Below are 22,639 nucleotides of genomic sequence, written 5' to 3' on the forward strand. Positions count from 1 at the left end.
CATCTTCGGAAGACCTCGACCCCTATCCCGACAACGACGCGCCGAGCACCCCTACACCCTCATCTGCGAAGAGCCGGAAAACCTTTCGCACTTTTCCGCAACTACTGTCTCGACCAACTGGCCTGCTATCTGGCGCAGCAACAGCGCGTTCGCGTCGAACCGGGCGGTGAAGTCCGCAGCCCGTCCCATCATGGCTTTGTGCAACGTGACCATGAAGTTCAGCGGAGCGTAGAGATCGACGAAGCCCCCGGCGGGACGCGCGCCCTCGATTGCGGCCCATTCCCGGAAGAATTGTTGCATCCGGTTGCTGAGCGCGATCAGTCCCTCCAAATAGGGCACTACGCCGGGGTCGTCAGCGACACTGACGAATCGGTCGTTGCTGTAGAGAAGACCCAAAAATCCCCAGTAGAAGGCGATGTCCCAGATCACCTTCGCGGCCATGACGGCAGGTGAGCCCATCAGAATGTACTGGTCGCAGTAAATAGCCAGCCACATCTCGGTGAGGGAGCGAAACAACGAATCGCTGATTCCGGCCCTTCCGACGACATCTTCGCCGTCGAGTTCACGGACAATCATGTCGGTGATGAGACCGTTGCCGATTGCAACAAGGTCGAGTCCGGATGAATACAGCGGATCCAGGAAGATTCCCGAGTCTCCGGTGACGCACCACCGGTCGCGTCCGTCGTATACCTGGCTGGCACCGTGACTGTAGTTCTTCATCACTCTGAAGTCTTTGATCAGGTGATCGATATCGGCCAGCACCGCGGCACATTGCGGCTCGTGCTCACGCAACCATGATTTCGCCTTGGCAAGCGTATTGAAATCGTTGAATGCATGAAATGCCGGGTCTGCCACAATGCCGACGCTGGTGGCTCCGGATGCCAGCCGGATGAGCCAGACCCAGTAGCCCTCCCCCATCAGATGATTGGTCGACATGGCCCGGTCGCCTTCGATCAGTCGCGCCTGCCAACTCGGGTCGTCGCTCCACTTACCGATATCGATCTCCGCCGCGACTCGCAGCCACACGGCGTTGCAGTTGTGCTCGTTGGGCCGCCTCAGCTCCAGTTGCCGGGGCAATGCCCGATTTCGCCCCGACGCGTCAGCGACCCAACGAGCGGTCTTGTGGGTGATGGTGTCGCCATTCTGGATGGAAATGGTGTGAGAACGGCTTCCGTAACCCAATTCAACGGATCGAACCCGGCCTGTGATAACGGTGATGCCGGCGGACACGCAGCGTCGGTTGAGCTCGTTTTCCAGCCTGCCGCGGTCGATTTGGTAGGTGACCTGATGCGTGAACGAGGAACTGCCGAGTTCCATTCGCTGAGCGATATCGGTGTTTCCGTTGTGCGTGAAGAACATGCGCAGACCCATCTTGCGAATCTGTGCGGTGTTGAGATGGTCGGCCAGTCCGAGGCGGTCGCGCAGGTACTGCGCGGAAATCTCGACCGTCGACTCACCGACCGTGTGGGTGATCTCCGGAGCCGGGTGCGCGTTGGCCTCGATGACGAGCAGTCTGGTTTGAGGCCTGGCCCGGTGGAGCTCCAGAGCCAGCGTAAGCGCCGCGATGCCGCCCCCCACGATCGCGACGTCGTAGTCCGCTGCGGTGAGCTCACCACCGGAGAGCTGGCTTTTTATTTTTTGCGCGAGGGCCTCCCGTGCCTCCGCGCTCAGATGCGACAGCTGCGCTCGCACGTCCACTCGTCCCCCTTCGCAAGTGCGTTTGGCGAAGTTAGTTAATAGTTAAGTAGGTTACACGAAATGGAGGTCAGGTTCGCCGCGCAGTCGCGGCACCGGGCGGCCGAAACCGACCTCCATCAGGACCTGATCTAGGCGGAGCCGTCGGCGGGCACGGTCGCGGGCTCGGGCAACTCGCTGGGTTCATCGACTCGGTGGCGACCGTAAACGAACTCGAATATCGGTGTGGCCATCAGGGTGGTGACAATGGCGACCAGGACCAGAATGGTGAACAGCGTCGGAGTGATGATGCCTGCTTGAAGTCCGATGTTCAGCAGGATGAGTTCGATCAATCCGCGGGCGTTCATCAACGAACCGAGCGCTACGGATTCGCGAAGGGGAACCTTATTCAGGCGCGCCGCGCCCGTGCACGCGACACCTTTCCCGAGGATCGACACGATCAGAATCCCCAATGTCACCGCCCACAGCATGGGACTGTTCAACAGGCCGATCTGCGTGTTCAGTCCCGAGTAGACGAAGAACAGCGGCAACAGGAAGGTCGTCACCAGTGGGTCTAGACGGGCGGTGAGTTCTCGGGCGAAGAAACCCGACGGCATTGCCACGCCGAGGATGAACCCGCCGAATATCGCGTAGATACCGATGGTGTCGGTGAACCAGGCGCACGTCATGAGCAGAATGAGGACCGTGCTCAGCACTGGTGCGGTGATCGTGTTGCGCCGTTCGGAAATCGTGCCCAATACCTTGAATGCCCGCCGCCCCGCGGTGAGCAGTAGCACGCTGTAAAGAATGCCGCCGACTATCGCCGTGGCGGCCAGCGCGGGATTACCGCGGTGGACGGCGAGGACTATCGCCAGGATGCACCAGGAAAGAGCATCGTCAGCCGCGCCACACGCCAAGGCGAGCGTGCCCAACGGCGTGCCGGACAGCCGTTGTTCGAAAATGATCCGGGCCAGCATGGGAAAAGCGGTGGTTGCGATAGACGCGCCCAGGAACATCATCGCCATGACAAGGGTGACGCTTTTGTCGAAATAGATTCCCTGCGCCAGCAAGGGCATCGCGAGGGCCGGGCCCAGAGCCAGCGGTGTGAGAATCCCGGCAGCAGAGACGGCGACCGCGGTGCCCGCTCGGTGTTTGATCAGATTGACATCGAAATTGAGGCCGATGAGGAACATGTAAAGCACCAGACCGATTTGCGCCAGGGTGTACAGCACGGTATTCGCCTGCCCTGAAGGAAACAGGTGGTGTTGTATTCCCGGAGCGAATTTTCCCAGCAGCGATGGCCCGAGTAGGACACCCGCGATCATTTCGCCGACGACTTGTGGTTGACCGATGCGTTTTGCCAGCAGCCCCACCACCCGGCACGTACCGAGGATGACGGCGAGTTCGAGGAAGAAGTGAACTGCGGTTGCTGCGGGCATAAATCAGGTCCTCGGTTTCACGGTGGACAGGCTGCCGAGGCGGATGTCGGTGTCCAGGTGCTTATTTCGACGATCGTAGCCAGGCTCAGTCGGGTGTGCGGCTCTTCGGGGTAGGGCCGTCTCGCTTGAGGCTACGGTAAGCGATCACGCTGCGCGCTTCGGTGGCGCGCCGCAGGGGTGGGGTGGTGCCACCGCTCACTACCGGGATGCGGAGCCGCGGGGTCCACGGGTCCGGTGCGCAGCCAGCACATCGGAATTGGCCAGCGTCTGCGCCTGGGCGGCCAGAATCGATGCCTGGTTGGCATGGGCAACCGCTTCGCGCTCGTTGGTTGCCGCCTTGGCGTGTGCCGTGGCCAGGTGCCGTTTCGCATCTTCGAACCGCGCCTTGGCGTCGGCGCCGATGTGCTGACGGTGTTTGGCGGCGTAATCGGAGATCTGTCGCAATCTGGCGTCCGCGGTCGACAGCGCCGGACCCGCCGAATTGACGGGTCCCTCGATATTCACCTGACCACTGCCGGCTTCGATCCCCCGCCCGGCACGCCGCCGGCGATGCCTGCGGTAGAGCAGGAGAAGCAGCACCACCAGCACGACTACGCCGACGCCGACGGCAACCAGCGGCCAGATCCGTTTCGACGGGGCCTGGGATGAGGTCGTCGTGCTGTTCAGCCCATCGGCCGCGGCGACCGCGGCGCCGCTCCAGTTCTTGGCGCTCACCGCGGGCCCGATCTGCGTGCTCTGCAGACTGCTCAATTGGCCTGCCGCGACCCCCGGCGCGCTGAACGCGTACAGCTTGGTGTTCGTCGCCACGGCCAGCAACGCGTCGTTGCCCCCCATACCGGTCGCCTCGCGGGTCCGGTCGGCCCAGTTTTCCGGTTTGAACCGGGAGAAATTGTCGACATAGACCACCCACAGTTGAATGTGCTTGTCGCGGTACAGCCGATCGAGAGCCGAACTGACCGCCGCCCGATCGGAATTCGTCAGCGCCCCGGTGGTGTCGGTGATGTGATCGGTGAGCTTGGACGGCGGCTGCGCGCCCGAGGGGGTCGCCAGCAGCAAACTCGCCGCGAGGACCGACAGGACTACTGCGAACAGGCGAACAATGCGCATGCGGGTAATCTAGCCCGCCGCGAGCGGCTATCTTGAGAAAGCACGGCTTCGGTTTCATCGGAGCCGTGGCGGGGGGGTTCGACCGCCATGCGCGAAGGAGACCGCAATGCCGATATTCATGGTCGAACGAAATTACGCCGAAGAGCTGGAGCCCAGCCTGGTACCGGCCGACGGGATCGCGCGGATCAACGACCAGGAGGGCGTCCGCTGGCTGTACTCCTTTCTGTCCGCCGACAAGCGCAAGACGTACTGCCTCTATGAGGCGCCGACGCCCGAGGCGATCAGGTCCGCGGCAGTGCGGGCCGGCCTTCCGGCGGATGTGATCGTCGAAGTCTCGGGCCGGGTCCTACCGACCGGAGGAATGGCTGAGATCTGATCGCTATCCCAGCAATTCGTGATCGGCGGCGTACATGGCGGCCTGGGTGCGGTTGGCGGCGCCTGTCTTGAGCAGGATGCTGCGCACATGGTTGGCGGCGGTGTTCGAGCTGATGTAGAGACGTTCACCGATCGCCCGGTTGCTCAGTCCCTCGGCCAGCAGCCGCAACACCTCGACTTCCCGCTCCGTCAGGCCGTCCGGCCCGTTGGCGGTCATCACGGGGTCCAGGAGGTTCAAGACGCGAGTCTGGCCGATCGGCGCGGCGACGGCGCGGGCCTCCCCGGCCCACTGCAGGGCCCGCTCGGTACTGCCGTGCGCGAGCGCGAACAGAGCCCGCCTGGCGAGCGTCTCAGCGACGTGCACCACCGAGCCCATGCGCCGGTCCATCTCCAGGGCAGAGGTGAAATACGCTTCAGCAGTGTCGGTTTCGCCGTTGAGAGCCGCGATACGGGCGAGGTAGCGGTCCGCACTGCCGAACAACGCGACGAACTGGCCCGCCATGACGTTCTTGCCTTCGTAGCGTGTGACGAACGGGCGTAGCGCATGAACCGCTTCCCGGTTGCCCAGCGCCAGCGCCGCCTCCAGCATGAAGATCAGTTCCATCGGCCACCGCGCCGCCTCGGTCCGCTCCCCGAGGTTGCGGCTGAGTAGCTGATTGAGGGCGCGGTTCATGCCCCGCTCGCAGTCCAATTCGGTATAGAGCGCCAGCAGCCCGGGCAACCAGCGGCCGGCGAAAGTCTCACTGCCGTCTACGAATGCGCTGAATCTCCTGAGGGCACCGGTCTCGCGCCGGATCATGAACATCTGGACTCCGTAAGAGCCTTCCGTGGTGTCGCTGCCGAGCAGTCCCCCGGTGCGCACGGCGATCTCCGCCCATCGCTCGGCATCCTCGAAATCGCCACGCAGGTAGGCCATCCCGCCCTGGGCGCAGGCGCCGACGAAGCTGAAGAAGGGTTGCCCTGACGTCAGGCCGGCGCGCTCCATGTCCCCCGTCGCCGCCGACAAGTCGTCCGGCCGTCCCGCTTGATAACTGGCCAGCGCCCGGAAGTGTGACGCAGAGCCCAGGGCCTCGTAGTCCCGCCGGGCGAGCGCCACCCGCGACAGTTCAGTGGACCGATCCAGTTGGTGCTCACACATATCCGGCGTCAGACCGTGCCACAGACTTGTCTCCAGAGCATGCACGAGCACCGCCGGGTCTTCGCCCGCCCGCGCCCGGTCGATGGCCAGGCTGCTGACGTCCCTGGCACGCGCCGTCTCACCGGCGAACGCCAGTGCCCGGCCGAAGCTGCCCAGCGCCCGCACATAGCGCGGGTCAGCGGCGTCCAGACCGCACGTCTCCAGGGCCGCGGCCAGCAGATCGGCGGCTTTGGAATCTGCCAGCCCGGGACGCCAATTGGCATCTTCGTAGCCGATGGCAGCCTGCAGGCGCACCAGCGGGTCGTCGGAAGCATTGATGTTCTCGTACATGCCGCGAGCGCGCGCGAAGTCCCCGGCGCGAACGTGATTCGCAGCGGAACTGAGCTGCATACCGGCCCGCTCCGCGCGGCTGAGCTCGGGTAGCGATGCGGCCCGCTCGTACCATGTCGCCGCGTCCTCATAGGCCAGACTGTGCTCGGCGATCCGGGCCGCCTCCTGCGCGTACCGCAGGGCCTGCTCGTGGTAACCGAGCACGTGGGCCAACAGATAATGATTGGCCAGGCGCGGGATGACCGAGGGATCGGCCCGCCCCTCCAGGGCCTTCGCCGCTCGGGCATGCAGTATTCGCAGCCGCGACGCCGCCATCCTGGCGACCACGGCCTCTCGGGTCAGCGCATGCACGAACGAGAAGTCGACGTCGGATCCCTGCACCGCCCTGATCAGGCCGACGCCCTCGGCCGAATCGACGGCTGCCAGCGTCACCGCCAGATCGGCCTCACTGCCGGCGATGAGCGCAGGCAGGTCGAATGTCTCACCGAGCACCGCGGCCTGTTCGACGATCTCCCGCACGCTGGCTCCAAGACCGGCCAGCCGGCCGGCGATGGCGTCACCGATCGAGCTGGGAACGGATCGGTGCGAGCTCAGCGCGGCCACCCCGCCGCGCCGCTCCAGGTCTTTGCACAGTTCGGTCAGAAAGAACGGGTTGCCACCGGTTTTGTCGCGTAACAGAGCCGCCGCGGTCCGCAGCTCCGAGCGGGCCAATCGCTGGGTGCTGCAGACGAATTCAGCGATCGCGTCGGTGTCGAGGCCGTCCAGGTCCAGTCGTCGCACGCCGTCGAAGCGGTGCATTTCGGCCATCCGGGTGACCAGTTCGTCGGAGCGGTCCGGTGCTGTGGTGCGAAACGTCGCCACCACCAGCATGCGAACGTCGGCGCAGCCGGCCAGCACATGCTCCAACATCGCCAGCGTCGGGAGCTGCGCCCAGTGCAGGTCTTCGAGCATCAGCGCGATCGGGCGGTCTCTGGTCAACCGGCGAAGGAATCCGGTCAGCGCATCGAGTAGCACCCGCCGGCCGGTGCCTGCATGTTGGGTGACGGCCGTGTCCGCACTGTGCCGCTGCACATGAGAAGACAACCGGCTCAACTGCGGTCCCGCCTCGGCCAGCGTTTCGGCGAACGCTCCGGCAGGATTTGACGACAGCAGCCGGTCGAGCGCCTCAACGAACGGTTCGTACGGAACGCCGGCATCGGCGGTGCAACTGCCCATCAGGACCGCGACTCCGTGATCGGCCAGGGATCCGGCGATGGCGGCGACCAGACGTGACTTGCCTGCACCCGGTTCCCCGCCCACGAAAATCGCCTGGCGGTCCCCCTTTTCGACCAACTCCCAGGCCTGCTCCAGCGCGGCCAGTTCACCGGCGCGGCCCACGAAAGACCCACGGCGACGTACGACGACTTCGGCCGGAAGCGGTGGCGGCACCCACTGCGCCATCTGCCCAAGGTAACGGCACCGCGGTCGCGCCGTCGATAGTCAGATATGACCATTGCTGGACGGCAAGCGAAATGCTTCGTTGTGGTCATGACGGGTGGCGCCGGCGCGACGTAGCGTCACCGCATCGATTCCAGAACTTGCCGGAAGGTGACGACATGTCCACTGCAAGTGCGGTCGGCCAGCCGAATCTGCTGGGCGGGAGCGTGATTCTGCCGCACGACGCGGAGTACGACGATGCCCGCGCTCTGTACAACGCGATGATCGACAGACGGCCCGCGATGATCGCCCGATGCGGGTCCGTCGACGACGTGACCGCGTCACTGGCGTTCGCGCGGACGACGGGCCTGGCCGTCGCGGTGCGCGGGGGCGGTCACAGCGGTCCCGGGTTCGGCACCGTCGACGGCGGCATCGTCATCGACCTGTCGCCGATGGCCCGGATCGACGTGAACGCCGACGCACGCACCGTCCGGGTGCAGGGTGGAGCCACATGGGGCCAGGTGGACTCCGCCACCCACGCCTTCGGATTGGCCACACCGTCCGGCGTGATCGCCAGCACCGGTGTCGGGGGGCTGACCCTGGGCGGGGGCCACGGCTACATGTCACGCAAGTACGGCCTGACCATCGACAATCTGCTGGAAGCCGAGGTGGTGCTGGCCGACGGGCGGGTGGTGGTCGCCTCCGAGTCCGATCACCCCGACCTCTTCTGGGCGCTGCGCGGCGGCGGCGGAAACTTCGGCGTGGTCACCTCGTTCACGTTCCGGCTGCATCCCGTCCAGTCGGTCATCTGTGGGCCCACGGCGTGGCCGGGCGCCGCCACCGCCGACATCCTCTCCTGGTTTCGCGACTTCATTCCGGCTCAGGATGAGGACCTCTACGGCTTCTTCGCGACGATGACGGTGCCGCCGGGAGATCCCTTTCCGGCGGAGTTTTACTTGCAGAAGGCCTGCTCCGTGGTCTGGTGCTACACCGGCGACCCGTCGCGAGCCGACGAGGTCTTCGCACCTGTTCGGCAGATGAAACCGGCCTTCGACGGCATCGGTGCGGCGCCGTACCCGGCGCTGCAGTCGACCTTCGACGGGTTGTATCCCAAAGGGCTGCAGTGGTACTGGCGCGGTGACTTCTTCCGGACGATCGACGACGGCGCGGTGCGGGCGCACGCCCGCTTCGTCGAGGAACTGCCGACGATGCACTCCGCGATGCACCTCTATCCGATCGACGGGGCGGTGCACCGGGTCGGGCAGACCGAGACCGCGTGGTCCTACCGTGACGTGAACTTCTCGCAAGTCATCGTCGGTGTGGACCCTGACCCGGCCAACGGCCCTGCGCTGCGGCGGTTTACGGCCGACTACTGGGCGGCCACTCATCCGTATTCGGCGGGCGGCGCCTACATCAACTTCATGATGGACGAAGGTCAAGAACGCGTCCGCGCCACCTACGGGCCGAACTACCGCCGACTCACCGAGATCAAGGCGGAGTTCGACCCGCAGAACATCTTCCGTATCAACCAGAACATCGTGCCTGCGAGGTGACCGCGACCATGACCAACACACCGAAATACTGTGTCAGCAACGACAATACAGGCATAGGGTGCCCGGTGCTCCACCATGCCGGGACCCCTACTGCGACCGATGCGAGGTTCCTCCGCGTACTAGCGTTGCTCTACGGCGGTCTCAATTACCTGGTGTTCTTCGGCGTCTTCTTGTATCTGGTCGGTTTCGTGGTCGACGTCGCCGTGCCCCGCAGCGTCGACCACGCCATCGCCGCGCCGGTCGGGCAGGCCGTGGCGATCGACCTCGGCCTGCTGCTGTTGTTCGCGCTGCAGCACAGCGTGATGGCCCGGCCCGCTTTCAAGCGGTGGTGGACCCGATTCGTGCCCGCGCCGATCGAACGCAGCACCTACGTCCTGGTGTCCAACGCGACTTTCGTGCTGATGTTCTGGCAGTGGCGTTCGATAGACATCACCATCTGGCAGCTGGATTCCGCGCCGGCTCGGACAGCGATGTATGCGGCCGGTGCACTCGGGTGGCTGATTGCGCTGGCTTCGACGTTCATGATCGACCACTTCGAGCTGTTCGGCATCCGGCAGGTGTTGCACAACCTGCTGTCAAAGCCCCTCGTGCAGAAAGGCTTCCGCGTCGTGCTGCTCTACCGGCTGGTGCGCCATCCGCTGATGCTCGGATTCCTGATCGCGTTCTGGGCCGCGCCGACGATGACGGCAGGGCATCTGCTGTTCGCCGCGGCCAACACCGTCTACATCATGATCGCGGTCCGGTTCGAAGAGCGCGACCTGGTCCGGGAGATGGGTGAGCAGTACCGCGGCTACCAGGAACGCGTGCCGATGTTGCTACCGTGCGTGCGGCGCTGACGGTTCAGGCGGACTCTTCGGTTCCACCAGGATTGCAGCGTGAGGTGATCATCGCGACCGCGCCTACCGAGGGCCGCCACGGTTCGAGGTTCCAGCTGACCTTGCCCGGTTGGGCGAATTCGGCCAAACGCCAATGACACACGAATTGGTAGCGCATTCCCGGCTTGTCGGCGTCCGGTGCAAGTCTGAGCACTTCCCCCCAGGCCTGGTCCGGCCCGACCAGACGGGTCGACGCCTGCCGGCCGGCGGCCGTCGGGTACACCCGCAAGCTGGCCGTGTCCCCGACCCTGGTCCACTCGACGCGCTCGACGTAGCCCTGACCGGACGCTGCCAGGTCGACGTGCGCCGCCGTCGCCAGTGCCCGGACGACGGGTGACGGGGCCGCCTTCGCCAGGGTTCCGAAGACGCCGAGATGCTGTATGCCGGTGCAGCCGCAGAAAGCGATTATGCTGAGGGCCAACAACATCCAGATGACCACGCCGTCCCGTAGGCCAGTGCCCGACGGTTGCACACGGCGCGGCTCGCCGCAAGGCGCGGCGCGGTGTGACGCAGCGGATGCGGTGGCGGCGGTCATGGATCTCTCAGCTGTCGTGTCGGACGTGTCGATGGACAGAGTCTGGACAGCACCGCTTGGAAAGTTCTTGACGCGAAGCCCCACGTGGAGCGGACGTCCGTCGACTGATCCTCACCGGCTTCCGGTCGGCGCAGCGCCAGGGGGTCTTGCCCGCGAATTAGACTCGGTGCGGTGAGCTACCGCGAGTTGCCGGCGCCCGCACCGCTGCGGGACCTGGTGGAGTGCACGTGGGTCAGCGACTCGCCACGGCGCGCGAGGGTCCTTCCCGACGGGTGCATGGACCTCATCGAAATGGACGATCGGGTTCTGGTGGCCGGTCCTGACACCGCGGCATTTATCAGCGAGCAAAGCTGTGCTGTCGCAAGGGGCATCCGGTTTCGCCCGGGTGCGTTGCCGAGACTGCTGGGGATCCCGGCCGTCGAAGTGCGCGACGCACGGGTCGACCTGGAATTGTTGTGCCCCAACGTCAGTGGCGTGCCGCTGATGTCATTGACCGCCCGCCTGTTACGGCACGAGACTTCCCGCGAGACCGCACCGTGGCAACTCGCCGTGCTGCGCCGTGTCACCGAACGGCTGGGCAGCGGAGCCGCAGTGCACTCGGTGGCTGCGGAAATCGGTTGGTCGGCAAGGAATCTGCAGCGACAGTGTGTCTCGGTGTACGGTTACGGCCCGGCGACGCTGCGGCGGATTCTGCGATTCCGCAGGGCAGTACGACTGCTGGGCGCAGGGATGTCTGCCGCTGATGCCGCCGTCATGACCGGGTATGCCGACCAGTCGCACATGTCGCGGCAGGTGCGTGAGCTGGCCGGCATCAGTGCCAGTCAGCTCGGCAACGGGGCGTAAAGATCGACCGAGATCCCGTCCGGGTCGGCGACCGTGGCATACCGTTGCCCCCAGGGTGCGTCGAAGGGTTCCACGACTGCGGGGTGACCGGCAGCGCTGAGCCGGCTGAACAACATGTCGAGCTCGGCGGGCGTGCCAAGACCGAACGCCAGCGTGGCTCGACCCGGCGATGTCGGGGCATGCCAGCCCGGGTGGAAACTCGCGATCGTCTCCTCGGTGTCCAACAGCAGGCGGTTGCCACCCGGCAGTTCGACTTCGACGTGCGGGGCATCCGTCTCGGGAATCGCCAGACCGAGTAGGCGATAGAAGTCCAGGGAGCGCGCCAGGTCGCGGGCCACGATCCCGACCGCGGCAGAAATGAGCTGGTTGTCCATGGGTGTGACGCTAGATCGCGGCCGCTGCGGCGGTCATGAACAAATCGGACAAACAGCCGCAGTGTTAGCGTCGACGGCGTGACCCTCAAAGACATCGCCCTGACCACCCTCGACGGCAAACCGGTGACGCTGGCCGAATTGTCCGACGGCGCAACGCTGGTCGTGAACGTGGCCTCCAAGTGCGGACTGACACCCCAGTACGAAGCGCTGGAAAGGTTGGCCAAGGACTACGGCGACCGTGGCCTGACCGTCGTCGGCGTCCCGTGCAACCAGTTCATGGGCCAGGAACCGGGAACGGCCGAAGAGATCCAGACGTTCCGCTCGACGACCTACGGGGTGACGTTCCCCCTGCTCGCCAAGACCGATGTCAACGGCGACGACCGCCACCCCCTCTACACCGAGCTGACCAAGGCCGTCGACGCCGACGGCAAAGCGGGCGACATTCAGTGGAACTTCGAGAAGTTCCTGGTGGCTCCCGACGGCTCGGTGGTCAACCGGTTCCGTCCCCGCACCGAACCCGACGCGCCCGAGGTCATCAGCGCCATCGAGGCCGTGCTGCCCCGATAGGCGGTAATTCCTTACGCGGTCCGGTTACGCCGTGAGGTTTGCCGCTAATGTGCGGTGAATGCTCCATCTGCGGGTGATCGCGCCGACCGAGTCCACCGATTCGGTGCTCGAAGTCCTTCGCCGAGAGGTGGGGGTGACCCATATCGTCGTGCACCGCGACGCCGCGCTGGAACCGCCGGGCGACGAGATCACGGCCGACATCGCACGCGAAAGCGCCAACGACGTCGTCGACGAGCTCAAAGCGCTCGGGCTCAAGCGGCGGGGCGCCATCACCCTCGATGTGGTCGACACGGTGGTGTCCACCGCGGCATACCGCGCCGAGAACGAGGCCGACGGCGATCCCGCCGACGCGGTCGTCTGGGACGAGTTGGCCGAGAGGTCGCGCGAGGAATCCACCCTGAACGCCACCTTCCTGACGTTCCTGACACTGGCCTGTCTCATCGCGGCAGTCGGTGTTGTGACGGATTCGCCGGTGACGGTCGTCGGTGCGATGGTGGTCGGCCCGGAGTTCGGGCCGCTCGCCGCGCTCGCGGTCTCCATCGTGCGGCGCCGCGGTTACCTCGCCCGGCGGGCGGTGCTGGCCCTGGTGGTGGGTTTCCCGGTCGCGATGTTGGTGACGGCGATCGCCGTGTTGGGCGGTGAGACGATCGGCTGGATCAAGCTGGGAACCCTACGGCAGCTCAACCAGGTCGACTTCATCTTTCAGGTCGGACCGCTGTCGTTCGTGGTAGCACTGCTCGCCGGCGCGGCGGGCATGCTTTCCCTGGTTTCCGCGAAATCCGCTGCGCTGGTTGGTGTTTTCATCTCAGTGACCACGGTCCCGGCGGCCGGATTCGCGGTGGTCGCCGCCACCGTGGGCGACTGGCAGGTTGCCGAGCAGTCCGCCATCCAGCTCGGAGTGAACCTTGCGGGGATCGTGCTGGCGGGGGTTCTGGTGCTCTGGGTCCACCTTCAGACCAGCTCCCGGCACCGGGCCAACCGCCGCTGAGGCAGCGCTGCATCCACTGCGCGACAACGGCTCCCGCGTCCTTATCCCCCCGATTGGTTGGCAATGCAGGACCGGTATGCCGCCATACACTGCGCTACCACATCGGGCGGCACATAACGCTCCCCGTAGATGCCTATCTGCACACCGGCTGACATACAGGCCTGCTTCTGGCTGTCGCAGCTGGGTGACGGTGAGTCAGGGGCTGGAAACACGTCAGTCGGGTCGTTTCCCTCTCCCGTGCTCACGCAAGGCGTTGTCTGCGGTTCGGCCGCCGCTGTGCCGGCAACGACAACGCCGCTCGGCCAGAGCAGGACTGATGCAAGCGCCAACCGGGCGACAGTTGTCGAAATCATCGAAGGCTCCTCACGCGAGAATTCCACAGACTCAGAAGTTAAGTCCGCGGTTTTGCTCGGCGTAGGGCACTAAGCCGCGGGCGTCAGGGTAGAAAGTCCCTGTCGCGGCGACCGCCAGGGGTCGAATATGACCTTCATGCTTCGCGCGACGTTTGGTGCTGCCGGCATCGTGCTGGCCGCCTTCGGCGCGGCTCCACGGGCCGGCGCGGATCCGTTGGCCGATCTGATGAGGATGCTGCCATCCGGTTACAGCAGCAGCTCCTGCAAACCTGCCAGTTCACCGGGCGCACTGGCCACCGTGGAGTGCCGTGACAATTCGGTGCCCGGTGGCCCGACGTTTGCGACCTATTCGCTGTTCCGCGATTACACGGGAATGTATGACGCCTTCACCCAGAGCCTGAAGAATCCCCCCTGGATTGCCACACCATGCCCCGGCAAGCAGTCGTCGGAACCCACTGCCGTGCTGGGATCGGACGGCAAACAGGCGGGGTTCTTCGCTTGCGCGCACGGCGAAGGCGCCGACTGGCAGCCCAGGGACGGAGCCCTGGCGTGGACGCGTAACGCCGAGCACTTCCTCGGCGTGGCATACGTCAGGTATGAAGGTCAGCTGTATCCGGCCGGCCTGTTCAATTGGGTCAGAGGGCCGCAGATCGAAAGCGACTGCGCCGCCGCCGGCGGCAGGTACACGGCGTGGCACGGTGACGCCGAAATCTACTATTCGAACTGCTGCTTCAAAGACCACTGCGACGAGTACGTCGACGGGACCTACCAGAGACGATCGCAATGATGAGCCGGTATCCCGGATACACCCGATGCCGCGTACGCGTCACCGCACGCTGGATCGCGGCGATAACGGCGGCGCTGGCCATTGCCGGTTGCACTTCGTCTCCCGGACCTTCCCCGAAGCCTGTGGCGCCGAGCCTTTCGCGCGGCCCGCAGAGCGCGCTCTTCTACTCGAAGGCCGGTTCGCTCTACGTCAGCGACCCCGTAGGTACGCCGGGCCGCAAGCTCACCGATGGACCGGCCGATACCGAGCCGGCACCATCACCTGACCTCGCGCACGTCGCATACATCCGCAAGGCGGATCCCGCCGACTATGGCGGTGAGCTATGGCTACTCGATCTTTCGCCGACGCATACACCCGTTGGCGCGCCGCGACGACTCGTCGACCCGGCGGCTCTTCCACCGAAATTCAGTGACCCGGAATTCATCGACGCGCAGAGGCGAGTCGTGCGCCCCCGCTGGTCCCCCACCGGGAACCGGATCGCCTTCCTCGAGGCCGGCGAAGGGGGCGGCCTGCTGCTGGTCGCGGACGCCCAGAACGGTCAGGCCGTACCGCACCGACAGCGGATGTTTGCCGACGATAGCTATGCCTGGGCGCCCGACGGCCAGCACATCGCCTGGACGGGCGGACGCAGCGACGTGTCCCCCGTCGACGTCAACGTACTGACGGTCGGTGGTACCTCGACGCCCGTCCTGCGCGCCACCAACGCGTTCTCCGTGACGTACGACGTTGCGGGTCAGTCGATCTGGTTCGCAAATGGCAACGCGACCGGTGAAATGTTCGAAGGGATCCCGTTCGCGTTCCGCGACGGCGGCATCTACTCCATCGCCTCCCCCGGCGGAGCGGGCGCGAATCCGCCGGGGGCGCCGACATCACTCATCAAGGGGCAGGCGTTGTACGGAGATGTTGCGGCGCTTTCCTCCGGCGCCGCGGCGTTCACGCAGACGAGTGCCGACGGATCGTCCAAGAGCATCCAGGTGCTGGATGCCCACGCGTCGGTGGCCCGCACGATCGTCGGGAACGTGGCGGCCGATAGCTTCGGCCCCGTCTGGGGACCGGGGGACCTCCTCGCCTACGTCGATTCCGGGAAACACTTGGTGGTGACGGATGTGGACAACCGCGCACCCAAGCAGATCGACGAGGGTGTGGACGCCTTCGGGTGGCCGCCCCGATGAGCATTCGTTGCGGCCACCCTTGACGGCGCAGGCTACCGGGAACTTCCGGCAAGCCTGCGAAGGGTGTTGTGGTGCAGGTTAATCAGCGATGGTTCGCCGGCAACGGTGTCGATGACGACTCGTGCCCAAGGCGCTCTCACAGACCGGGCAGACAGATGGGCGATCCGCCGCAGGTGTTCGCCGGCGAAGGGTCTCCCTCGAGGATGTGCGCACCGACTTGAATGCCGCCCTCGGTTCCCGGGTGTCCGAGGCTCCCGCCGTAGTAGTGGTGGCAGGTGTTCATATCCCAGACCACGTCCGGCATGGGCAGGGGGCTGCCGGGGCACCAAATGCGGCTGCACATCGCCAACTGGTTACAGATGCCCGTCCCCGGGTCTGCCTGTGCACTGCCTGCGGCGAAACCCAGGCTGCCCAACGCGAGCGCCGCCGAGAGCATCGCTCCGGCAATGATTCGCTGCATTTTTCATCTCCTTCGTTTCGGTATAGATCGCATGTCAGCGATTTCCTGGCAAGGTATCGCGGCATTCTTGCGAATTTCTGGTGTCCTCGGTTAGCAATGTCAGAATTGGATCGCCGCCGCCACCGAGGTCTGTCGTAAAAGGGCTGCTCAGGCGCCAAAGATCAGGCGCGGACCTACCTCGCCATTGCTTCCGTCACCGGTTTCGCCGTACGAGATCGCGACCGGGCTTTTTGAATTCAAATAGGCACGCTGAAACGTTGAGTCCCGTCCTATCCCAGTTGCGTGAGCTCTAAATGCTGAATTACGCGCGGCAACCCTTTGTCTGATCCGCATACGGGCCTGGTAATGCCTGATTCGTTCTTGCCTGAAAGGGTGTTCGGATCCCATGTCGCGTAGCTGGCGTACGCGCCGGGAACCGCCGTGCCCGAGGGACAGAATGCGTCAGAGTGCCAGGCAAGTGTCCATTGCCCGTTGAACAACCGCGCCTCCCCGAAGCCTGGGCCGCCCGGCGTGTTGGATACCGATGCGCATCCCGCACCGCAGGGGGTGAAGTACCAGTCGCTTGTGGTGGTCTCACCGGATGCCGAGGTCACCGTCGAGACGTAGTGGCCACTCATCGTCGGATCAGCCGAGGCGGTACCGGCCGACCCGGCGGCTAACCACCCGGCGAGGACGGCGACAGAGACAATGCGTCGTGAAAAGGTCATGATCGGGTGTCCTCTCTGAGAGCCGCAGCGCTTACCCCATAACTTTGCTATAGCACAAAGACCGGGGATTTGACCCTTCCGCTTTCCCGGGGACTGCGCACCGTGGCCGGCCGGCCGTTCAGCGCAACCGAAGGTCTGATAACGAAACTGCTCGCTCCTCCGGCCTGAAGTCCAGTCGGCAGCGCCGCGAATCGACTGCGCTCAAAGGACTTCCGCTGCGGCGGGTCGCATCACTATTATGCGCGACGCGAGTTACCTTGTTGCCGTGCCGGATCGGTGCGGGTGCTCCGCGAAACCCGCTGTCTCACGTCGTGACGTACTCAGATACGTTGCGGCCACGCCGATCGCGCTGGGTCTGGGCACCCTGGTATCCGGACTCGCACAACCTGCGACAGCGGCGGCGGACCCCGTGCTGGTTGCCGCGGTCGAAGTCCCCGGGCAGCCGCCCAACATCATCAGCCGCGCGCAGTGGGGCGCCGAGGAGTCGCTTCGCACCCGGCCACCGGTGTATGACAACGGAATCAAGGCCGGCGTCGTGCACCACACCGCGACCGTGAATGACTACGCACCACAGGATTCCGCGGCGATCGTGCGCTCGATCTACGCGTACCACACCCGCACCCTGAGCTGGCCGGACATTGCCTACAACGCACTCGTCGACAAGTACGGTCAGGTCTTCGAGGGGCGATTCGGCGGGATGGCCAGGCCGGTTCAGGGCACCCACACCGGCGGGTTCAATCGCAATACCTGGGCGGTGTGCATGATCGGTGAGTTCGATGCGATGGGTCCCACGCCCGTTCAGGTGCGGACTGTCGGGCGATTACTCGGGTGGCGACTCGCCTTGGACGGCATCGATCCCCGAGGCAGCACCACGTTGACGTCGGACGGGGGACCCTACACCCGAGTGCCCCGCGCCACCGCCGTGAGCCTGCCGAGCATTTTCGCCCACCGCGACGTCAGCGACACCGATTGCCCCGGCAAACTCGGCTATGTGTTGATGGGTCAGATTCGCGACATCGCTGCGCAGTTCACCAAGCGCCCCAGCCCGTCGGACCTGGCGCAGTCACTGGAAGGTAGTGCCATCTATGACCGGTGGCAGACGATGGGCGGCATGAACAGCGCACTGGGCGCACCGAAGTCACCGGAATCGCAAGCGGCGGGAAGCGCGCGGTACGTCATCTTCGAGAGGGGCGCGATGTACTGGTCCCCGATCACCGGAGCCCAGCCCGTCACCGGCTCCATCTACGCCGCATGGGGCGCTCTGGGCTACGAACACAGCGCGCTGGGGCTGCCGACCAGCGCCGAAATCCAGGAACCCGAGTGGACCGCGCAGAATTTCCAACACGGCACCCTGAACGTCGACCGTCGGAGCCGCACCGTCTCGAGCGTGATCGATGGTGTCGCCGCTCTGGTGCCGCCGCCGTCGGCAGACGGGCCGCCTGTGCAGCTTGAGCGATTTTCGCTTGCGCGCAGCCGGGTTTGACCACGCGTGGGCCCTATGACACGGCGACGGTGATCGGCGCCGTGTTCTGTCCGGTCACCCGCACCCAGTTCGCCGACGAATCCCGCTCCGGGATCGATGCCCGGATCTCGACCGTCTCCCCCGGAAACACCGTCACGTAATTGTCGTCGTACTCGATCGGCAGGATCTCGTCGCCGTCGCGCGATGACAAGACCTCGGCACGTTCGAAGAAGGCTAGGTTCGGCGTGGGGTTGTGCAGCCGAATGGACACGCTCTGATCGGTCGACCGCGCCGCGATCTCGAGCGGCACGCGCGGCAGGTAGTTCAAAGCTGTCATGTCCGCCCAGCTCGCCTGGATCGAGTCGAACGCCCGGTCATTGTCCGGATCCCCCACGTCGTCCGGCTGTTGGGATTGCCAATAGACGTTATCGGCAACGACCTCACCGGAATCCCGGGTCAACTGACACCGGACGAAGAAGACGGGCGAGTTGGCGAGCCCGCGGGGTAGCGTCATGGCTTCCGCGGCGCCACCCGCAGACACGTTGGTGCGCTGCGAAATTCGATCGGCCTGCAGTGTTCCCTGCAGGTCGTAGACACGGACGCGGACGCGCAGGCCGTATTCGTCATTTTGAGTCTGGTTGACGACCCTGATGCGTGCCGGGCTGCCGTAGCCGCCGGCGTACGAATCGAATACGGCAGAGAGAGGACGTAGCCCCTTCTTGGCGCCGAAGTAGGCACCGCCCGGGCGCAGGTAGTAATCGAAGAGCTGGCCGAAGAAGGACGGCCAGTGACTGTTCAGCATCCAGTAGATGGTCATCTTGTGGCTGTCCCATCCCGTGGCCGCGAACGACTCGAATTGCGCACGGGCAGATTCGTATTGGGCCATCTGAGCTTTGGCGGCGAACACTTCGGCACTGTCGGATGGGCCGTAGCGCAGACCGATCGACCGCTGCGCGCTGAGCAACGCGGCGTTCTTCGGCTGGGCACCGGCATGGAAGTACCACGTATCGTTGATCGGCCACAGCTGGTCGGGCGGGATGAATTTTCTCAGGCTGGCGAACGGCGGGATCTGTTCATTGCTGCCCTGTTCGGCGGAGGAGCCCCAGGTGGCACCGTAGCGTCCGCTGAACCAGAAGGTGGGCGGTCGCCAGGTGTACGGTCCCGCCATGTCGATGCCATCCCATTGCGCATTGCCGTCGCCGTCGCGCGCCTGGATGGCGGCGGTATCGACAGTGGCGTTCTGCCAATGCAACTCATCGAGTATCGACCGGTATCGGGCGCGGATGTTGGGCGGCGGCAAGCCGTCGCTGCCGTTCGCCCAGATGAACGCCGATGCGTGGGATTCGAAGGACTGGATCTGTGAGCGCAGGCTCGCCATCGCCACACGGTCGTCTTCGGGGTCCCACTGCTCCCATTTCTCCCACTGGTTGCAGCACATCCAGCCGGCCATCAGCGGGATGCCGAGCTCGTCGGCCTTTTCCACGAGGTGTTCGCTGGCGATCTTGCCCTCGAGCCGCAACATGTTCAGACCCAGATCCTGTGCGTATCGCAGGATCACGGTCTCCCGGTCCGGGTCGTACCGGAACAGCAGATCGGGCGTGTACGCGGCGCCGCGCACCGGGAAGTTCTTGCCGTTGACCTGCAGATAGAAGTCTCCACCGTCGCCCGAGAACCCTTCGTCGCGATGTTGGGTGACGGTGCGAATGCCGAACCGGAATTCTTTGACATCGCTTGGCCGATTGTCGATCCGGAACTCCAAGCGAACGTCGTGCAGGGTGGGCCGCCCCATGGTGTACGGCCACCACAGGTCCGGATGTTGCAGGTTCAACTGCGCGAACTGATCTGGCGTGAGGGTGATTCGGCGATTCTCTCCGGGTCCGAGGGTGACGACCTGTTCGACGTGCACCGTGGATCTGTCGGGGCGGGTGATCGTGGCCCGGAGGATGCCGCGCTCCCATTGTGTGTGGTAGTTGTGGATCTCGGTGTGGATCGTCAGCCGCGCATTGTCGGTGCGGGGCAGCGGAAGTTCCGAATTGACCGTCGCAGCACCGATTCCCACGTCGCCGACCGATCTCAGGTACACCGGCTTCCAGATACCGGCATTGCGGTCGGCAACGAATGATGTTCCGCGCCGGTCGGGGTCGCCATCGGGCGCAGGGAGGCCGAGGTAGTCCCAGTTGATCCAGTCGTTCCAACTGTCCGCCAGCTCAACACCGTCGACGTCCTGAAGAGCACGCTCAGGTGTCACCTTGACCGCCAGAACATTTGTCTGTCCAGGCCGAAGCCACGGCGTCACGTCCAGCTCATGCGTCACGTACATACCGACGACTTGCGTGCGGTCGGCCACCAGGTGTCCGTTCAACCAGATTTCGCCGCGGTAGTTGATGCCGGGGAACCCCAACACGTAGGTCGTTCGGCCCTGTGGTGCGGTGAACTCGGTGCGGTACCACCAATCCTGCCGATAGAGATCCTGCGGCACGTGGTCTCGAAGGTTCTTGCCGGTGTACAGATCTGGGTAGACGCCGTTCTCCCGCAGTATCTCCAACACGGTGGCCGGCATACGCGCGACTTTGTACCAGGCGGTGGCGTCGTAGTCGGTCACCGACAGGACGTCGCCGTTCATCGAGGTCGTCTTCGCGGGAGACAGCGTCCAATTGTTCGACAGCTCAAGACGGTCCGGTGCAGCGGACAGAACGTGAGTCGCGACTGGCGAGTACGCCGCCGCACACAATGACAGGGAGGACAGCGCCAGCACGATGAAGATCTTGACGGCGACCTTCATTTCTCGGCTCCTCGACACGTGTATTCGGCTCATCATGCCGCCGACCGTCAGGCGACGCCAACAGAGCGGCGCGACGGCGGGAGGCCGGTAGACGTCGAGGAAAGTTATATTGCTGGTTCAGCAAGCCTTCTGATTCTGGTCAAGGAGCAGTCACCATGGGGGATTCAATGGTCAGCGGCATCGGCAAGAGACGTACGGGTCTTGCCTCAGGCTTGCTCGGGATGGTTGTCGTCATCACTGCATGCCTCTTCGGCGTCGGTCTCCCGCCCGCTGGGACCTCATCATGGACGGCTCTTGCCGACCCGGGTTTCCACCCGCCTGACAACTGCGGATCCCCAAACGACAGTGGACCCAGACTCGAACTCTGGAAGTCCGTCAAAGACCACTATCCCCCGCCGGCCAACCCGGCGCCCAACATCTTCGTCAACGATTCATGGGCCCTGAAGGACGGCGGACAAGGCAAACACGACCTACTGGCGATACCGAGGGCCCGCGTCACCGGTGTCGAGTGCCCGGAGATCTGGGGCCCGAAGGCCTTCAACCTCTGGAAGCCCGCCTGGGATGAGGCGGTCAAGCGGTTCCCGGGCGTTGACATCATGTTGGGAATCAATTCTTTCCACGGCCGCAAGCAGGATCAGTTGCACATCCATCTCACCGGCCTTCAGCACCAGGCCAGGAACGACCTGAACGGCCTCAAGGGGATTCCGACGGACCTGTCGAAGTGGAACACGAGCCTGTATGTCGTGATGGGCCATGTGTACCGAATCGTGCGGGTCAACGACCTCGACACGAACGTCTTCAAACTGGTCAAGGACAACATCTCTCAAAACGATATGTTCCAGCAGTCCATCGCGGTCGTCTCCGCGGCACCGAACAAGGGCTTCTACATCCTGAGCACGCAGGGCAAACCCGATGCCGGGGAACCCGAGCACAATCCTGAACTGCGGATCGGCAAGGACTTCGGCACCGAGGCGATCGACGGCCTCATCTGGCGGGGCTGACAAGGCGGAACAGCTAAGGGCTTGTGTCCGAGGGGTTTTCGGATCTCGCCGAGGTTTCCGGTGTGAGTCACCTCGGGTGGCCACCGCACCGGAGGCGGCTACGCCTTGCCGTTGTTTCCGTTGTTGCCGAGCAGCAGCCCGCCGGTGCCGCCGGTGCCGGCCGTGCCGCCGGCTTTGCCGGCATTGCCACCGTTGCCGCCGTCGCCGATGAGCACGGCGTTGCCACCGTTTCCACCCTTGCCCGCGGTGGTGGCGCCGAATCCGCCGGCCCCACCGTCACCGCCGCTGCCGGTTGCGCCGGATTTGCCGCCGTTTCCGCCTGCGCCGCCGGTGCCGTTGCCGTTGGCGTTGGCGCCGGACCCGCCGGCCCCGCCGGCGCCGCCCGAGCCGGACAGCAGGCCGGCATTGCCGCCCGCGCCCCCGGCACCGCCCTGCTGGGTGGTGCTTCCGCCCGCGCCACCGTGGCCGCCATTGCCGCCCGCGCCGCCTGAGCCGAACAGGAGGCCGCCGTTGCCGCCGGTTCCGCCGGCCCCTCCGGTCTGGGTGCCGGCCCCACCGCTGCCGCCGGCGCCACCGGCGCCGAAGGACAGTGCGCCGGCGTTACCCCCGGTGCCCCCGGCTCCGCCGGTGTTGCCGCCGGATCCCCCGGAGCCACCGGTGCCGCCGGCGCCGAACAGCCCGCCTGTCCCCCCGGCCCCACC

The 22,639-nt window shown here is 65.1% G+C and carries 19 protein-coding genes; 10 read left to right on the forward strand and 9 right to left on the reverse strand.

Features of this window, described 5'->3' with window-relative positions; all coding sequences use genetic code 11:
- Positions 1-51: 51 nt before the first annotated feature.
- The 3 genes from AO501_RS33790 to AO501_RS33800 form a co-directional block, all read right to left on the reverse strand.
- On the reverse strand, positions 52-1,698 hold the full coding sequence (locus tag AO501_RS33790) for an NAD(P)/FAD-dependent oxidoreductase (protein WP_197420014.1): 1,647 nt from the start codon (positions 1,696-1,698) through the stop codon (positions 52-54).
- Between the two features lie 128 nt (positions 1,699-1,826).
- Positions 1,827-3,050: a cation:proton antiporter gene (locus AO501_RS33795; protein WP_231752712.1), complete on the reverse strand. Its 1,224-nt coding sequence runs from the start codon at positions 3,048-3,050 to the stop codon at positions 1,827-1,829.
- Positions 3,051-3,311: 261 nt separating this feature from the next.
- A complete protein-coding gene (locus tag AO501_RS33800) occupies positions 3,312-4,220 on the reverse strand; it encodes a TPM domain-containing protein (RefSeq protein WP_055581924.1) in 909 nt (302 codons plus the stop codon).
- A 106-nt stretch (positions 4,221-4,326) separates the two neighbouring features.
- On the opposite strand from AO501_RS33800, the gene AO501_RS33805 reads away from it, so the two are divergent.
- Positions 4,327-4,596 carry a DUF4242 domain-containing protein gene (locus AO501_RS33805; RefSeq protein ID WP_055581925.1) on the forward strand — a complete coding sequence of 90 codons (270 nt, stop codon included), beginning with the start codon at positions 4,327-4,329 and terminating at the stop codon, positions 4,594-4,596.
- A gap of 3 nt (positions 4,597-4,599) precedes the next feature.
- On the opposite strand, the gene AO501_RS40465 is transcribed toward AO501_RS33805, so the two are convergent.
- Positions 4,600-7,503, reverse strand: coding sequence for an ATP-binding protein (locus AO501_RS40465; RefSeq protein ID WP_055581926.1), 2,904 nt, complete (start codon positions 7,501-7,503; stop codon positions 4,600-4,602).
- 155 nt (positions 7,504-7,658) lie between these two features.
- Between AO501_RS40465 and AO501_RS33815 the strand changes: the two genes are divergently transcribed.
- Complete coding sequence (locus tag AO501_RS33815; RefSeq protein WP_055581927.1) at positions 7,659-9,032, forward strand: FAD-binding oxidoreductase; 1,374 nt, start codon at positions 7,659-7,661, stop codon at positions 9,030-9,032.
- A gap of 125 nt (positions 9,033-9,157) precedes the next feature.
- Positions 9,158-9,868 (forward strand): methanethiol S-methyltransferase, encoded by a 711-nt coding sequence (gene mddA / locus AO501_RS33820; RefSeq protein ID WP_231752713.1) that lies wholly within the window; start codon positions 9,158-9,160, stop codon positions 9,866-9,868.
- Positions 9,869-9,872: 4 nt separating this feature from the next.
- On the opposite strand, the gene AO501_RS33825 is transcribed toward mddA, so the two are convergent.
- Entirely contained in the window at positions 9,873-10,226 is a 354-nt protein-coding gene (locus AO501_RS33825; RefSeq protein WP_411580066.1) for a DUF2599 domain-containing protein, read from the reverse strand.
- 387 nt (positions 10,227-10,613) lie between these two features.
- On the opposite strand from AO501_RS33825, the gene AO501_RS33830 reads away from it, so the two are divergent.
- Positions 10,614-11,285 (forward strand): AraC family transcriptional regulator, encoded by a 672-nt coding sequence (locus tag AO501_RS33830; RefSeq protein WP_055581928.1) that lies wholly within the window; start codon positions 10,614-10,616, stop codon positions 11,283-11,285.
- On the opposite strand, the gene AO501_RS33835 is transcribed toward AO501_RS33830, so the two are convergent.
- Complete coding sequence (locus AO501_RS33835; RefSeq protein WP_055581929.1) at positions 11,264-11,659, reverse strand: VOC family protein; 396 nt, start codon at positions 11,657-11,659, stop codon at positions 11,264-11,266. The two genes, AO501_RS33830 and AO501_RS33835, sit on opposite strands and share 22 nt — an antisense overlap.
- A gap of 78 nt (positions 11,660-11,737) precedes the next feature.
- On the opposite strand from AO501_RS33835, the gene AO501_RS33840 reads away from it, so the two are divergent.
- The 4 genes from AO501_RS33840 (at position 11,738) to AO501_RS33855 (ending at position 15,526) form a co-directional block, all read left to right on the forward strand.
- Entirely contained in the window at positions 11,738-12,226 is a 489-nt protein-coding gene (locus tag AO501_RS33840; RefSeq protein ID WP_055581930.1) for a glutathione peroxidase, read from the forward strand.
- Positions 12,227-12,284: 58 nt separating this feature from the next.
- Entirely contained in the window at positions 12,285-13,214 is a 930-nt protein-coding gene (locus tag AO501_RS33845; protein WP_055581931.1) for a DUF389 domain-containing protein, read from the forward strand.
- A 480-nt stretch (positions 13,215-13,694) separates the two neighbouring features.
- The gene (locus AO501_RS33850; RefSeq protein ID WP_055581932.1) at positions 13,695-14,354 is read left to right on the forward strand and encodes a hypothetical protein; all 660 of its coding nucleotides are present in this window, start codon (positions 13,695-13,697) and stop codon (positions 14,352-14,354) included.
- Complete coding sequence (locus tag AO501_RS33855; protein ID WP_231752714.1) at positions 14,354-15,526, forward strand: hypothetical protein; 1,173 nt, start codon at positions 14,354-14,356, stop codon at positions 15,524-15,526. Before AO501_RS33850 ends, AO501_RS33855 begins: the two co-directional genes overlap by 1 nt.
- 136 nt (positions 15,527-15,662) lie before the next feature.
- Here AO501_RS33855 and AO501_RS33860 read toward each other — a convergent pair whose 3' ends face one another.
- Positions 15,663-15,986 carry a hypothetical protein gene (locus AO501_RS33860; RefSeq protein WP_055581933.1) on the reverse strand — a complete coding sequence of 108 codons (324 nt, stop codon included), beginning with the start codon at positions 15,984-15,986 and terminating at the stop codon, positions 15,663-15,665.
- 972 nt (positions 15,987-16,958) lie between these two features.
- Between AO501_RS33860 and AO501_RS33865 the strand changes: the two genes are divergently transcribed.
- Positions 16,959-18,176, forward strand: coding sequence for an N-acetylmuramoyl-L-alanine amidase (locus AO501_RS33865; protein WP_371934950.1), 1,218 nt, complete (start codon positions 16,959-16,961; stop codon positions 18,174-18,176).
- 13 nt (positions 18,177-18,189) lie between these two features.
- On the opposite strand, the gene AO501_RS33870 is transcribed toward AO501_RS33865, so the two are convergent.
- Positions 18,190-20,937, reverse strand: a complete 2,748-nt coding sequence (locus AO501_RS33870) for a glycoside hydrolase family 2 protein (RefSeq protein ID WP_082659016.1) — start codon at positions 20,935-20,937, stop codon at positions 18,190-18,192.
- 155 nt (positions 20,938-21,092) lie between these two features.
- Between AO501_RS33870 and AO501_RS33875 the strand changes: the two genes are divergently transcribed.
- The gene (locus AO501_RS33875; protein WP_082659017.1) at positions 21,093-21,938 is read left to right on the forward strand and encodes a CDP-diacylglycerol diphosphatase; all 846 of its coding nucleotides are present in this window, start codon (positions 21,093-21,095) and stop codon (positions 21,936-21,938) included.
- Positions 21,939-22,036: 98 nt separating this feature from the next.
- Here the strand turns inward: AO501_RS33875 and AO501_RS33880 are convergent.
- Positions 22,037-22,639, reverse strand: a 603-nt coding sequence (locus AO501_RS33880) for a hypothetical protein (protein ID WP_197420015.1), incomplete at its 5' end; no start/stop codon positions are given.

It is taken from the genome of Mycobacterium gordonae, from assembly GCF_001417955.2.
Lineage (GTDB): Bacteria > Actinomycetota > Actinomycetes > Mycobacteriales > Mycobacteriaceae > Mycobacterium > Mycobacterium gordonae_B.